This is a genomic window from Arthrobacter sp. sptzw32 (assembly GCF_059089735.1).
Genome location: NZ_JBNHEZ010000001.1, coordinates 271,433 through 285,187, shown reverse-complemented (window position 1 = coordinate 285,187; position 13,755 = coordinate 271,433). Strand labels below are relative to the sequence as shown.

The 13,755-nt window shown below is 66.3% G+C and carries 11 protein-coding genes and 1 tRNA gene; 5 read left to right on the top strand and 7 right to left on the bottom strand.

Annotation, left to right across the window (positions count from 1 at the left end):
• Window positions 1-9: 9 nt before the first annotated feature.
• Window positions 10-1,251: an MFS transporter gene (locus tag AC5RVN_RS01370; RefSeq protein WP_494136845.1), complete on the bottom strand. Its 1,242-nt coding sequence runs from the start codon at window positions 1,249-1,251 to the stop codon at window positions 10-12.
• Between the two features lie 168 nt (window positions 1,252-1,419).
• Here AC5RVN_RS01370 and AC5RVN_RS01365 point away from each other — a divergent pair, with 168 nt between their 5' ends.
• Both AC5RVN_RS01365 and corA read left to right on the top strand, forming a co-directional pair.
• Complete coding sequence (locus AC5RVN_RS01365) at window positions 1,420-1,968, top strand: Lrp/AsnC family transcriptional regulator (protein WP_494136844.1); 549 nt, start codon at window positions 1,420-1,422, stop codon at window positions 1,966-1,968.
• Window positions 1,969-2,123: 155 nt separating this feature from the next.
• Window positions 2,124-3,119 (top strand): magnesium/cobalt transporter CorA, encoded by a 996-nt coding sequence (gene corA, locus AC5RVN_RS01360; protein WP_494041894.1) that lies wholly within the window; start codon window positions 2,124-2,126, stop codon window positions 3,117-3,119.
• Window positions 3,120-3,156: 37 nt separating this feature from the next.
• Here corA and AC5RVN_RS01355 read toward each other — a convergent pair.
• From AC5RVN_RS01355 to galU, 4 genes are all read right to left on the bottom strand, one after another.
• A tRNA-Ala gene (locus tag AC5RVN_RS01355) sits at window positions 3,157-3,229 on the bottom strand.
• Window positions 3,230-3,338: 109 nt separating this feature from the next.
• A complete protein-coding gene (locus AC5RVN_RS01350) occupies window positions 3,339-4,256 on the bottom strand; it encodes a hypothetical protein (RefSeq protein ID WP_494105477.1) in 918 nt (305 codons plus the stop codon).
• 81 nt (window positions 4,257-4,337) lie between these two features.
• A complete protein-coding gene (locus AC5RVN_RS01345) occupies window positions 4,338-4,958 on the bottom strand; it encodes a GNAT family N-acetyltransferase (protein WP_494041896.1) in 621 nt (206 codons plus the stop codon).
• Between the two features lie 4 nt (window positions 4,959-4,962).
• The gene (gene galU / locus AC5RVN_RS01340) at window positions 4,963-5,868 is read right to left on the bottom strand and encodes a UTP--glucose-1-phosphate uridylyltransferase GalU (protein ID WP_494105479.1); all 906 of its coding nucleotides are present in this window, start codon (window positions 5,866-5,868) and stop codon (window positions 4,963-4,965) included.
• A 108-nt stretch (window positions 5,869-5,976) separates the two neighbouring features.
• On the opposite strand from galU, the gene AC5RVN_RS01335 reads away from it, so the two are divergent.
• The 3 genes from AC5RVN_RS01335 (at window position 5,977) to cpaB (ending at window position 7,799) form a co-directional block, all read left to right on the top strand.
• Window positions 5,977-6,597, top strand: a complete 621-nt coding sequence (locus AC5RVN_RS01335) for a 5-formyltetrahydrofolate cyclo-ligase (protein WP_494105480.1) — start codon at window positions 5,977-5,979, stop codon at window positions 6,595-6,597.
• A gap of 113 nt (window positions 6,598-6,710) precedes the next feature.
• Window positions 6,711-6,983 carry an FmdB family zinc ribbon protein gene (locus AC5RVN_RS01330; RefSeq protein WP_494041899.1) on the top strand — a complete coding sequence of 91 codons (273 nt, stop codon included), beginning with the start codon at window positions 6,711-6,713 and terminating at the stop codon, window positions 6,981-6,983.
• 90 nt (window positions 6,984-7,073) lie between these two features.
• Window positions 7,074-7,799 (top strand): Flp pilus assembly protein CpaB, encoded by a 726-nt coding sequence (gene cpaB / locus AC5RVN_RS01325; RefSeq protein ID WP_494136843.1) that lies wholly within the window; start codon window positions 7,074-7,076, stop codon window positions 7,797-7,799.
• A gap of 31 nt (window positions 7,800-7,830) precedes the next feature.
• On the opposite strand, the gene AC5RVN_RS01320 is transcribed toward cpaB, so the two are convergent.
• Window positions 7,831-11,952 (bottom strand): AAA family ATPase, encoded by a 4,122-nt coding sequence (locus AC5RVN_RS01320; RefSeq protein ID WP_494136842.1) that lies wholly within the window; start codon window positions 11,950-11,952, stop codon window positions 7,831-7,833.
• A 130-nt stretch (window positions 11,953-12,082) separates the two neighbouring features.
• A complete protein-coding gene (gene guaA, locus AC5RVN_RS01315) occupies window positions 12,083-13,672 on the bottom strand; it encodes a glutamine-hydrolyzing GMP synthase (protein WP_494041902.1) in 1,590 nt (529 codons plus the stop codon).
• Between the last annotated feature and the right edge of the window lie 83 nt (window positions 13,673-13,755).

Below are 13,755 nucleotides of genomic sequence, written 5' to 3'. Positions count from 1 at the left end.
ATCCGCCGGCTAGTTCCGGGCGCGCACTGCCTGGCCGAGCGTGACGGCAGCCATGGCGAGCGCTGCCGAGCCGCACAGCACTACGAATCCGGTGACGGAAGCCGCCAGGCCGAACACGCCCGAGGCCCAGCCGAGCCCCAGGACCGGGACGGCGCTGCCCAGGTAAGTGATGACGTACACCGTGCTGATGGTCTGGGCCTGGCGGGCGGGCTCTACCCGGGCGGCCACGTCATTCAAGACGGTGCGGAAGGCGAGGCCCTGTCCGGCACCGGCGGTAAGGCTCGCCGCCACCAGCAGCGCGGGGCTGTTCCAGGCGCCCGCCCCGCCGAGCAGGAGAACCGAGACACCCAGGACGGCAAGCCCGCCTGGAACAACGTAGCGGCCCCGCAGGGTCACCAGCTGGGTCAGCGCTGACGCCGCGAGAGTCAGGCCGGCCAGCACGCCGATTAGCGGGCGGCTCTCGACGGCCAGGATTTGGGCAAAGTAGCCGGGGGCCAGCGAGAGGCAGAAGCCGAACACCGCGAAGCTCAGGAAGCCGACGGCGGCCGCAAGCCAGAATGCGCCCCTCGCCTCCCGCGTGACGGAAGGCCGCCGCGGCGCGAGCAGGTGCAGCGGTCTGGGGCCTGCCGGCGGCTGGATGGCAGGCCGTGCCCGGAGGAGGTACAGCGGGAACAGCAGGGCGGCCAGGACTGCGGCGTGGACGTAGTACGGAGCCGACGTGGCCCCGGGCAGCAGGGACAGGAGCCCGCCGATGACCGGACCGGCAGCCACTCCCCCCGCAGAGGCCAGCAGCGTGAAGCGGGAGGCCCACTCCGGGCGGGAGGGCAGCAGTTCACGCAGGGCAGCGGCACTGGCGCCGGTAGCGAGGGCAACAGCGATACCCTGCAGCGCCCGGCCGGCGCACAGCCCGGTCAGGTTCTGTGCCTCCGCAAAGAGCCAGCCGCCGGCCAGGCCGGCAATAACGGCAAGGATGAGGGCAGCCCGGCGCCCGATGTGGTCCGACCAGTGCCCCGCCAGCATCAGCGTGGCCACCAGGGCCAGAACATAACTCGTGAAGGCAGCAGTGACGTCGAGCGGCGACAGCCCAAGTTCCGCCTGCAGCAGCGGGTACAGGGGCGTGGCGAGGTTGGCGCCCACCAGGAGGGTGAAAATGACGGCACCGGCGAGCACCAGCCGGGCAGTGACCGACGCATCCCACCCTGCCGTTGTGGCTGGAACCGGACGCATGCGTAGTTCACTGAAAACCGTCATTGTGCCGCCTTTGCTGCTGCCGTGGCAGGTGGTCCTTGTGGGAGCCCGCCACGGGTGAACACCTGATGGCTCTACAATGCAGCATCCCTGCGCTTCCGATCGAAAAGTGATGCCAGAATTGAGCAGAATCATCAAGTATCCGGTGCCGCAGTGATGGAGAGTGACCATTTGAATAGTTTGGACCCCACGGATCTCCGGATTCTCCTGGAGCTCATCCGGGACCCCAGGATCCAGATCGGTGAGCTCAGCGATGCGCTCGGGGTTGCCCGGAACACGGCGCAATCGCGCGTACGCCGGCTGCTCCGCGCCGGGGTCCTGCGGTCCGGGGGCCGCGAGGTGGATCTTGAGGCGGTGGGCTACGACGTGGTGGCGTTCGTGACCATCGAAGTTTCGCACCGCGAGCTGGATGGAGTGGTGGGGGCACTCCGGCTGATTCCGCAGGTTCTGGAAGTGCACGAGATCTCCGGCCGGGGCGACGTCTGGTGCCGGGTAGTGGCCACGGATACCCACAACCTCCAGGCGGCCCTGCGGCAGGTCCTGAAGATCAAGGGCGTCATCCGTACCGAAACCGTGCTGGCACTGCACACGCACATCCCCTACCGGACCGAGCCACTGATCAGTGGCCTTACCAAAGCCGCGGGCACCAAAGCCACCGGTGCCGGGCAACACAGCCCTGCAAAACCCCCGAGGGCCGGCGGGCCAGGGGCGGACAGCTAGGATTTTCAGAATGGATTGGCTCTCAAACGTTTCGCAGATCAACTGGCCCGCCGTACTGCCAGCGTTCATCGCCACGCTGGCCATGATCGCCTCCGGAGCAATCATCGGGGCGGGGTCCTGATGCCGGGCATCCCAGCGGCGGAGAACAGCCGGCCATGACCATCATCGATAACGCCGTTTACGTGGACGGCATACGCCACGCTGAGCCCGAGAACCTGGAGCAGACCTTCGAGACCCTCGCGCACCACGGCGGGATGGCCTGGATCGGCCTCTACCGCCCCACCGCCGAGGAAATGGCGGCGGTGGCTGCTGAGTTCGGACTGCATGCGCTGGCTGTGGAAGACGCCATCTCCGCCCACCAGCGTCCCAAGCTCGAGCGCTACGAAGACAATTTGTTCACTGTGCTTCGACCTGCCCGGTACCTGGATGCGACGGAGACGGTGGAGTTCGGTGAACTCCATATCTTCACGGGTAAGAACTTTGTCGTAACAGTGCGGCATGCTGAAACGGCCGGCGTGGCGCGGGTCAGGCAGCGGCTGGAAAGCAGGCCGGACCTCCTGCGGCACGGGCCGGAGGCCGTTCTCTACGCCCTGCTGGACCGGGTAGTGGATGACTACGGGCCGGTGGTGGCCGGGCTTGAAAATGACATCGACGAGATTGAAGACCAGCTGTTCAGCGGCGACACCACCGTATCGCGCCGCATCTACGAACTCGCCCGCGAGGTGATCCAGTTCCAGCGGGCCATCCACCCCCTGCCGGACATGCTGCACCAGCTCGAGCGGGGGTTCGAAAAGTACGGCGTGGAAAGCAACCTCCGGCACAGCCTGCGCGACGTGGAGGACCACGTGGAGCGGGTGATCTCCAGGGCGGACTCCTTCCGTGACCTGCTGCAGAACGCCCTGACCCTGGACGGCACCCTCACCGCCAACCGTCAGAACGAGGCAAGCGCCGAACAGAACGAACAGGTCAAGAAGATCTCGTCCTGGGCGGCGATCTTCTTCGCTCCGTCCTTTGTGGCCGGCGTCTACGGCATGAACTTCGACCACATGCCCGAACTTCACTGGCAACTGGGCTACCCAATGGCAATCGGCCTGATGGCAGCGACGGCCGCCGTAATGTACGCCATCTTCAAGAAGAAGGGCTGGCTGTAGGGGAAGGCAGCAGGGCACGCGCCCGGCGGAAACTTTGTGGAGCTAAGGGGATTCGAACCCCTGACCTCTTCGATGCGAACGAAGCGCTCTACCAACTGAGCTATAACCCCGGGAACCAGCCGCTTTTCTTCAGGTGCGGCACCGGTGAACCTAGGCTACAAATTTTCCCGGCCCAACGCCAACCGGCGCCCCTGCGGCAATGGGCGTGGAACCAGATGGTCAGGCGCGGCGGCGCTGGAGGACGTCGTCGAGATTGCTGAGCGCGCTCTGGGCCTTACTGACCTGCTGGGCGTCCGGGACGGCGACGGCAGGAGCGGCTGCGGAGCCCTGCTTCAGGGAGGGCTTCCCTGTGGCCTTCGGTGCCTCCGGCAACTCAAGCGGCTCGGGTGCGGGCCGTTCAGCCTTGGCAGCCTCGACGTAAACCGGTTTGGGTACCTCCACGGGCTCCCAGGTGCTGGCCGGCGCAGCCTGCACTGCACTGGTGTCACCGGCAGCCACGGCAACGGCAAGGGCCGCCTCACGGAGTTCCACAGCTGTCAGGGGCTTCGCCTTGGGCTTGTCTGCCTCAGCGTCGAACAGCGGACTTTCGGTGCGTACCGGCGCAGCTTCCGGCTTCGGCGGGACGTGTGCTGCAGCCGGCACCGGCGCAGGTGCGCTCATGGCGGAGCGGAAAGCAGCGTCCACTTTGGCCTTGCGGTCCCGGACAGCGAGCCAGCGAAGAAGGGCCACGGACGCCGCGGCCAGGGCCGCGCAGGCGAGAGGAAGAGCTGGAGCACCAAGTCCGAACACCAGCAGTACCGCAGAAATGAACGCGGTCAGCAAGGAAACCAGTCCTGTCAGGGCAAGAGCGGTGCGGCCGTATCGGAAGCGGAACTGGCGCGTTGGCGCAGCTGTGGCTCCGGGCGTCGCGGATCCGGTGCTCTTCCTGGTGTCCATGGCTTTCTCCTGCTGGGCGGCGACCTTCAAAACCAGCCCGGCTCGCGGGTCCGGTATTTCATCGGCGGGGGCATCTGCCAGGAAGTCGCCGGCGGTTTGGAACTGGTGCCGGCGGTTCTGGAGGACGTAAGGGGCAACCCATACAATCCAGAGCACAACGGCAACCACAAGGATCACTGAGCTGCTAAGGGGGAAGTCCACACTCAAAACCGTATGAGCATCATGTCAGCTGCAGCCGCATTGGCCGCGGTGTGTCGTGGAGCGGCCGACAAATCATTGGATTTATGACGGCCTGGAGGCAAGCCAGCGGTGCAGCAATCCCTCCGGAACTTCCTCTGAGGTCAAGGCAAAAGACCGGTGGTCCGCCCACTGGCCGTTGATGTGCAAATAGCGCGGCCGGTAACCCTCATCCCGGAAACCAAGCTTCTCAACTACCCGCAGGCTGGGACCGTTCTCCGGCCGGATGTTGATTTCCATTCGGTGCAGCCCCAGGGCGCGGAAGCAGTGGTCGGTCACCAGGGCCACGGAAGTGGGCGCTATCCCCCGCCCCGCCCGCGACTGGTCCACCCAGTACCCGAGTGTCGCCATCATGGCCGATCCCCAGACTATTGAGGAAACAGTCAACTGACCCACGATCGCAGGGTTCCTGCTGGCGGGACCCCTCTCCGTGATGACAAAGGGAAGGGCCGTCGACTGGGCCGCCTGCGAGTTCAGCGAACGGACCATTTGCCGGTAATCAGGGAGGCCTCCGGCCGGGTCCGGGTTGGAAGCTTCCCATGGCGCCAGCCATTCACTGTTCCGGGCCCGGACTTCCGTCCACTCCTTTTTGTCGCGGTACCTGATGGGCCTCAGGACCAGGTCGCCGCACTCCAGGGTCACGGGCCAGATGGGGCCGGGCCGCACGGTGCTACTTGGACAGGCCGGCGGTGAAGCCCGGCAGCCACTCCCGCAGGCCCGGACCGAGGTCTTCGCTGTCGATGGCGAGCTGGACGCAGGCCTTGAGGTAGCTCAGCTTGTCGCCCGTATCGTAGCGGCGTCCCCGGAAGACAACGCCGTAGACGCCTTGCCCCTCGCCGTCGCCGGACGCGAGCTCCTGCAGGGCATCAGTGAGCTGGATTTCGCCGCCACGGCCAGGTCCGGTGCGTTCGAGGACGTCAAAGACGGCGGGGTGCAGCACGTAGCGGCCAATGACTGCAAGGTTGGAAGGGGCTTCCTCGGCGGAGGGTTTCTCCACGAGGCGGTTGACGCGGACAAAGCCCTCGCCGTCGATCTCTGCAATATCGGCACAGCCGTAGGCGCTGATCTGGGACGGGTCCACCTCGATGAGCGCGATGACGGACCCTCCCGTTTTCGCCTGCACCTCGATCATGGTGCTGAGGAGTTCGTCGCGGGCGTCGATGAGGTCGTCGCCCAGGAGGACGGCGAAGGCTTCGTTGCCCACGTGCTGCCTTGCACGCAGCACGGCATGGCCCAGGCCGTTCGGGTCGCCCTGGCGGACGTAGTGGATGTCGCCGAGGTTGCTGGCGGCCTGGATGGACGCAAGCTTCGCCGTGTCGCCCTTGTCCTCCAGGGTGGATTCGAGCGCCGGCACCCTGTCAAAGTGGTCTTCCAGGGCCCGCTTGTTCCGCCCGGTAATCATCAGGACATCGTTCAGGCCCACGTTCACGGCTTCCTCAACGACGTACTGGATGGCAGGCTTGTCCACGACCGGAAGCATTTCCTTGGGCATGGCCTTGGTGGCAGGCAGGAACCTGGTGCCGAGTCCGGCAGCGGGGATAACGGCTTTGCGAACTCTCGGGTTACTGGTAGTCACCCGACTAATCTAACGTCAGCGTCAAGCATTCAGTAATCATTGAACGGCCGGGGGCAGCCCCTGCGGCACAGACCTACCGCCGAACGGCGAGCGATGGAGGAGTACAGCGTGCTTGAGGATGCGAAGGCAACCAAGACCAGGATCCGTACCGCACACCGTCTGCGGCGGGCAGCCTTGACCCCGCAGCAATTGGAAGCCGCAGGGACAGGAATCGCCCGCCATGGCGTGGATTGGGCCGCCTCACTGGCCGGTGGAGCTCCTGCCACGTTCTGCGTTTACTTTGGGGTCGGCGTGGAACCGCCCACCCTTCCGTTGATCGACGCACTCCACACCAACGGCCACCGGGTCCTGCTCCCGGTGTGCGAACCCGGGCGGGAACTGGCGTGGGTCTTCTGGAACCCGGACGCCGGTTTTGAGCAAAGCCGGTACGCGCCCATCCTGGAACCGATCGGCGACCGGCACGGACCCGATGTGGCAGGAACCGCCGCCGCCCTTTTCATCCCGGCCACCGCCGTCGACCTTGCCGGCAACCGGGTTGGGCAAGGCGGGGGGTACTACGACAAGTTTCTGGGGCATCTGGCAACAGCGGGGAAGGATATTCCGCTCGCGGCCGTTATCTATGACGAAGAATTGCTCCCCGTCGGTGAAATCCCGGAGGAGGAGTTCGACCGCCCCGTCCCTGCCGTCCTGGCACCTTCCGGGTTCCGGCAGCTCAACGGGCACCACTAGGTCCCGCAGCGCGTTGTTGCGGAGATGATAGAATTAGCACTCAGGCCCTGCGACTGCTAACGGTATGACCGCGCAGCACGGGACCTCTCGTTTGCCCAAGAGGAGGAGCACCAGTGCCAACGTATGCGTACGCCTGCAAGGATTGCGGCCATGCCTTCGATATCGTCCAGTCGTTTTCGGACAGCACGCTGACCTCGTGCCCCGAATGCCAGGGGACGCTGCGCAAGAAGTTCAACAGCGTGGGTGTTGTGTTCAAGGGCTCCGGCTTCTACCGCACTGATTCCCGGGACTCGAAGGGAAGCACGGTCTCGCCGGCCCCCGCGGCTGCAACGCCCGCTCCCGCTGCGGCGCCTGCCGCGTCCGCTCCGGCGGCCGCAGCCAGCTAGGCGAGGCCATTCGACGCCGGCCGGACCGGCTTGTCCACATAGCGCGCCGCGCTCCTGTTGCGGTCATTCCCGCAGCCGTAGCGTAGGCGCATGCCTCTTAACCTTCTTGGCCCCGGCCGCGCTGCCTCACGTCATCCGCGCACCCCTCGGCGTCCTGTCAGCTCCGGCCGCAGGTCGGGCGCGGCCTGGTTCGGCAAGTGGCTGAGCCGGAACCGGCGGCTTGCTGCGGCGTTGCTGCTGTGTGGAGCGGCTTCCATCACCGTCCACCAGCTCACCCCCGCGCCCGTCCACACTGTCACTGCCCTGGCCGCTGCCAGGGATCTTCCCGCCGGTTCAACAATGGCACCGGCAGATCTAGCAAGGGTTCAGGTGCCGCCGGCCATGATGGCCGCAGGTTTCCTGGACAACGAGAGCGGGTTGGCCGGTAAGCAGCTGGCGGCTCCGCTGCGCAAAGGACAGCTGCTGACGGACGCCCAGCTGCTGGGTCCCGGGCTTTTGGCAGGCACGCCGCCGGGCTCAGCAGCAGTTCCGCTGCGCATGGCTGATCCGTCGTCCATCCAGCTCGTGTCGCCGGGCCAGCTGGTGAACGTGGTGCTGACGGCGGGCAACGGCTTCGACCAGCAGGCACCGTCCGAAGTCCTGGCTACGGCTGTGCCGGTGTTGTGGACCTCCGGCAAGGGCGGCGGGAGCGGGCAGTGGCTGGGCACGGCGGAGACGGACGGGCTCATCGTGGTGGCCGCCAGCGGCGAGCAGGCTGCACGGCTGGCCGGCGCTTCCACCCAGGGCAAGCTGTTTTTCGTCCTCGTTGGGCCCTAGCCACCGCGGAGGCGTGGCCGGCCCCGGTCCATCAGCCCCAGTGCGGCGGCTTCTGTTCCTTCAGCCAGGCATCGTGATCGTCGTCGGCATCGCCCCAGCGCCTCGGGTCATCTTCCGAGGCTTTCGTCGGCAGAATGCCTTGCGTCGCGCCCTGCACCTGGTCCTTGCCCTGCTCTTGATCCTGTTCCTCTTCCGGAGCCGGGTCAACGGGGACGGACTGCGCGTCCCCAGCTGCGTTGTTGTTCTCTTCAGGGGCCACGGAGACCGCCTCCTTGCTGTCCAATTCTTTGTCCTGCGGCCGGGGTCGTGCCTGTTCCCCGGCATCGATACCATTCAGCGCCTGGTCCACATCGTCGTCAAGGAATCCTGTTGAGGGTGCCGTCCGCCCGGGAAGCACCACCCGCTCAAGTCCCAGGTAGCCGGCAATCCGGTCGGCACAGGCTGACGGATCAGTGAAAACCTCGATGGTCCACAGCGGCATGTACCGCCATCCCAGCCGCTCCAGGAGTTGCGGCCGCAGCCGGCTCCGTTCGCGCACGCTCATGGTGCGGTACTGCTCGGTACCGTCGGACTCGATGGCAACCGGCCACGGCAAGTCGGTCTCGTCCCGGCCCATGGTGCTCAATGGATCCGCTGCCGCCACAACGTCGATGGCGCCGTCATACTGGTGCCAGACCCGCGCACCACGTGCCCGCAGCCGGTCCCCCAGGTCAGCGACCAGGGGATCCGCGCCAAGTGCCTGTTCGCTGGCCGCCGCACGGGAAGCAGGGGTTCCCAGATCCGTGTTCCCCGAGATCTCGCGGTCCAGCAGGGAGTACAGGTCCACCGCGCCGTGTGTCAGCCGGGTATGGTCCAGGTCCTCCGGCCGGAAGCACGTCAGGACGTGTATGGACCGGCGGGCCCGTGTCATCGCCAGGGCGAATTTCTCCCGGCCGCCTTCAGCCGAAAGCGGACCGAAGTTGTGCAGGGCGCGGCCGTGCGGGGTCCGTCCGAAGCCGGGCGAGAAAATGACATGGTCCCGGACCAGGCCCTGGGCGCGTTCCAGGTCAACCACGCGGAAGGATTCGGGTCCGGCACCAAAGAAGCTCGCAAGGCCCGGATGGTTGGGCAGCTGAAGCCGGATGGACTCCCCGATCCGGGCAGCATGGCGAAGGCTGGCTGTGACCACTGCAAGGGACGTGCGCGGCCGCGTGCGGGCGTGTTCGAAGACCAGCTGCACCACACGGTTGACCTCGGCCACTACGGACTCGACGCCCTCGTGGTCCGCGCTCGGCAGGCCGGTGCCGTCCGGCAGGTACTCCACCAGCAGTGACCGGTCCAGGCCGGTAGCTGACTGGCCCTCCGGAAGGCGGCGAAGGGCGCCGTCGTAAAAGTTCTTGCTGAGCTGAAGGACGAGGTCCTCGTCCACCGCGCGGTAGACGAAGTTGAGCCGCCACACCGGCAGCACTTCCGAGAGCGCCCTGAAGGCACTCTCCACGCGCTGGTGCGCCGTCTCCCCTGCTGCCAGCCGCTCCACGCCCACAGTGAAGGTCCGCGGGCTCGCGATCTTGGCGTCACCGAAGGCAATGACCTGGCGCGCGCGGGCAATGGACGGCAGCACGGCCTGGAGGGACGTGGCTTCTGAGTCGAGGATGACTACCGCGTCGAAGTGCTGTTCGGCGGGAAGGAGGCCGGTCATCAGGTAGGGGCTGACGGACCAGACGGGAACGAGGGTGCCGATCAGGTCCGGGGCCTGCGCCGTCAGCGCGGGCAGCGACACCCGGCCATCCTTAAGCAGGCTGCGCAGCAGGTCTGCCTGCCGGGGGTGGGCGGCGATGCCGGCCCGCCACCTTTCGGCCAGGTCCCAGCGGAGCCGCGCTGCGCCGCTGGCAATATGCGCGTTGTCCGCCAGCCTGTACTCGGCCTCCAGCTGCCGCAGGGCGTCGCCGTCGGACATCGCGAGGTAGTCGTCCCCGCTGATCATCGCTTCGAGCGCCGACTGCCACCAGGCGAGGTCAAGTTCCGATGCGACTGATCCTGCTGGAACTTCGCGTTCCGCCAGGTCCGCCAGGAGCTCCCCCAGCCCGTGCTCGCGCATGTTCTCCACCAGCAGGGTGCGCTCCGGCAGCGTCTTGAGGGTCTCTGCGTCAGCGACCAGCCGTTCCAGGCGTTCCATCAGCTCTTCGTAGCGGACCGTGGACAGCGCGCCGCCCGCCTCCGTGTGCCTGAGCGCCTCGCCCAGCTGGGTGAGTTCACGCTCCAGGGCACGGTACATCACGTTGATCTCGGCAAGGCCGGACGGCACAGCCGGGTGGCGCTGGGTGGTGGCATAGCCGGCCCAGAGGACACGCTGTTCCTGCACCAGGACCAGCGAACTGTGGAGATCGGCGATGTGCACGCCGGGCCGGACGTACTCCTTGGCCACCCTGCGCAGCCGCGACCGCTGCATGGCCGTCATTTCGATGCCCCGCTCGCGGCGCCAGGCTGACGGTGCCGTGGCAGAAATAAGGTCAGTGACCGGCCGGTCAAAGATGTCCGGGGTGAACTTGTCCAAACTTCCGCGGACGGCTACGAGGAGTTCGAGCTGTTGGCCCCACTCGGCGAAGGTGGCCCCAAGCCGGATTTCCGCATGCTCCGCCACTGCGTTCATGCGTTCGCGCAGGTCAGGGAGGCTTTTCTCCACGGACCGGACCAGGTCCTGGGCTTCCTCCGTCTCCTTGCGGGTCAGGAGGCGCGCGCCGTGCCAGGGGCTGGTGGTGGACGCCTTGCTGAAGCTGCCCAGCTCAGCGGCACGCCGGAGCCTGCCGGCAAGCTCCTCCCGGTCCCTGATGTTGTCCAGGACACTGCGCTTGAGCCGTACGGTGGTGGCGGGGGCAGGGTGGATCGACGTAAGCTCAGCGAGCGACTGCATGGCTTCATACGGCGAACAGCCCCAGCGCTGGCGGACGTTGTGCAGTGATGCCACATGGTCCATGAGCGCGTGCCGGTGCTCCGTCAGGGTGTCGTGCAGGTTTCCGAGCTGGGGTTCCAGGGACTTTTCGTTCCGGACGATCGCCCTGACCAGCTGGCCCTTGAGCTGCTGCGGGGTAACGTTCCCGGACAGCTGGAACAGGATGGAGTCAAGGCCCAGGCCTTCGAGCTGGCCGGAGATCTCATTGAGGCTGGCACGGCGCTCCCCTACTACCAGGACCGTCTTTCCGGCATCCACCAGCGCCCCGATGGTGTTGATGGCCGTCTGGGTCTGGCCGGTACCCGGAGGGCTGCTGACTACCAGGGAATCCCCGGCACGGGCTGCGTCGATCACGTACTGCTGATCGGTATCCGCGTCCAGCAGGAGCATCTCGTCGCTGGGGTGCCTGCTGTCCAACGAGGGAAAGCGGGACGGGTCCGGCTCATCGAAGTCCACCACTTCACCGCCGGCAGCGGTGGCCAGCGCGGACACCAGGGGGTTGGAGTCGTTGATCCAGGGGTCGTCCAGGTTGCCGGAGAGGTCGGCAAAGGTGGAAACGAGCAGGTTGTGCTGGGCCTCTGCGCCATGGATGGGCCGGATGAGCGTTGCCAGCTTGTCCAGGACCGGCTGCGGATCGAAGCGGGCTGTGCTGTAGGCGAGCCGGGTGACGGCATTGACGTCGAAGACGATCCCGTGGGTGTTCTTCAGGTGCCGTACCAGGGCCGGGTTGATGTGTGCCTGCTCGGTCAGCTGCAGTTCGTAGTCATCCTCACCCGGGCGGACAGTGAGGGAGATGGCCGTGAGCATGACCGGAGCCGAGATGCGCTGCGGCTTGCCGCCCACGGCAGAAGTCCATACCACCGTGCCGGCAGAAAAATAGCCGGCATCAATTCCGCGGTCGTTGGCAAGCTCAAATATCTTGGACCGGATGTTGCGTGAAGCCCTGGCTGCGACGACGTACTGCTGGCGTTCCCGGATCAGCGTGGAGAGCCGGGTCTTCCGGCCGGCCATGAGCTGGGCGAGGCCGGACGGGTGGGCGTGCGTCAGGTCGATGGAACCCTCGGGGGTCTTGGTGAAGCGCAGCATCGTATCCGCACCGGTGACGGGCTTGAGCCCGGAGAGCCATTTGCGAAGCTCCTCGGAGCCTTCCGGGTGGCCTTGACCAACTGACACTTCTGCCTTCTTTTCTGCGTTTGCACGTGACGCCCTGGACCATACCGGCATAGATTCGAGCGTAGCCGCTTCCATGCCCGGACTGAGAGACCGCAACACTGGAGCAGCCAAATTGCGGGATTTTCGCGGCGGAAACGGAAGTGGCCGGCCTCCTTCGTCGGAGGCCGGCCACTTCATGATGCTATTCCCACTCGATGGTTCCCGGCGGCTTGCTGGTGACGTCGAGCACTACCCGGTTGACACCCTCCACCTCGTTGGTGATGCGGTTGGAGATCCGGGCGAGGAGCTCGTACGGCAGCCGTGACCAGTCCGCAGTCATGGCGTCTTCGGAGGAAACGGGACGAAGGACAATGGGGTGGCCGTACGTGCGGCCGTCACCCATGACGCCGACGCTGCGGACGTCGGCCAGCAGGACCACCGGCATCTGCCATACCTCGTTGTCCAGGCCGGCAGCCGTGAGCTCGGCACGGGCAATGGCGTCCGCCTTGCGCAGCAGGTCCAGCCGTTCCTTGGTGACCTCGCCCACGATGCGGATTCCGAGTCCCGGCCCGGGGAAGGGCTGGCGGCCGACGATCTCCTGCGGCAGTCCCAGCTGGGCGCCAACCGCACGCACCTCATCCTTGAAGAGGGCCCGCAGCGGCTCCACGAGCTCGAACTGCAGGTCCTCAGGCAGGCCGCCCACGTTGTGGTGGCTCTTGATGTTCGCGGCACCTTCACCACCGCCGGATTCGACGACGTCCGGGTACAGCGTGCCCTGGACCAGGAACTTGATCTTCTCGCCGTGGGCGGCTGCCTCGGCAATGATGGCCAGTTCCGCCTCTTCGAAGGCGCGGATGAACTCGCGGCCAATGATCTTGCGTTTGGTTTCCGGATCGCTGACGCCGGCCAGGGCGGACAGGAACCGTTCCTGCTCGTTGGCGACGTAGAGCTTCACACCGGTGGCAGCTACGAAGTCGCGCTCCACCTGCTCGGCCTCACCTTCGCGCAGCAGTCCGTGGTCCACAAAGACGCAGGTGAGCTGGTCGCCGACGGCGCGCTGCACGAGGGCAGCGGCGACGGCGGAGTCAACGCCGCCGGACAGGCCGCAGATGACCCGGGCGTCGCCGATCTGCTTGCGGATGCGCTCCACCTGCTCCTCGAGGATATTGCCCGTGGTCCAGTTCGGTTCCAGCCGGGCGCCCTTGAAAAGGAAGTTTTCCAGGACCTGCTGGCCGTAGGCGGAGTGCTTGACTTCGGGGTGCCACTGCACGCCGAACAGGCCCTTTTCCTCGTTTGCGAAGGCAGCCACTTCGGCGCCGGCGGTCGTGGCAAGGACTTCGAAGCCGTCCGGCGCCGTGTGGACGGAGTCGCCGTGGCTCATCCATGTGTTCTGGTGCTGGGGCATGCCCTCGAGGACCGAACGGCCCTCGCCGAGGATGGTGGTCTCGGTGGAGCCGTACTCCCGCAGCCCGGTCTTGTCCACCTTGCCGCCCAGGGCGTTGGCCATGGCCTGGAAGCCGTAGCAGATACCAAAGACGGGAACGCCGGCTTCGAACAGGTCCGCACCAACGCTGGGGGCGCCGTCAGCGTAAACGCTGGAGGGACCGCCGGAAAGGATGATGGCGGCAGGGTTCTTGGCCAGGAGCTGCTCGGTTGTGTAGGTATGCGGAACCACTTCCGAATACACATTTGCTTCCCGGACGCGGCGGGCAATCAGCTGCGCGTACTGGGCACCGTAGTCAACAACCAGCACCGGCTTCTGGGAAGTCTGGGATGCAGTGGGAGTAGTCACCGCACTAGCCTACTGGCCGCCGTTGCACCGGCGCACCTTGAGAAGCTGCGCTGTGACGGAGCGAACTCCTGCATGCCGCAGCC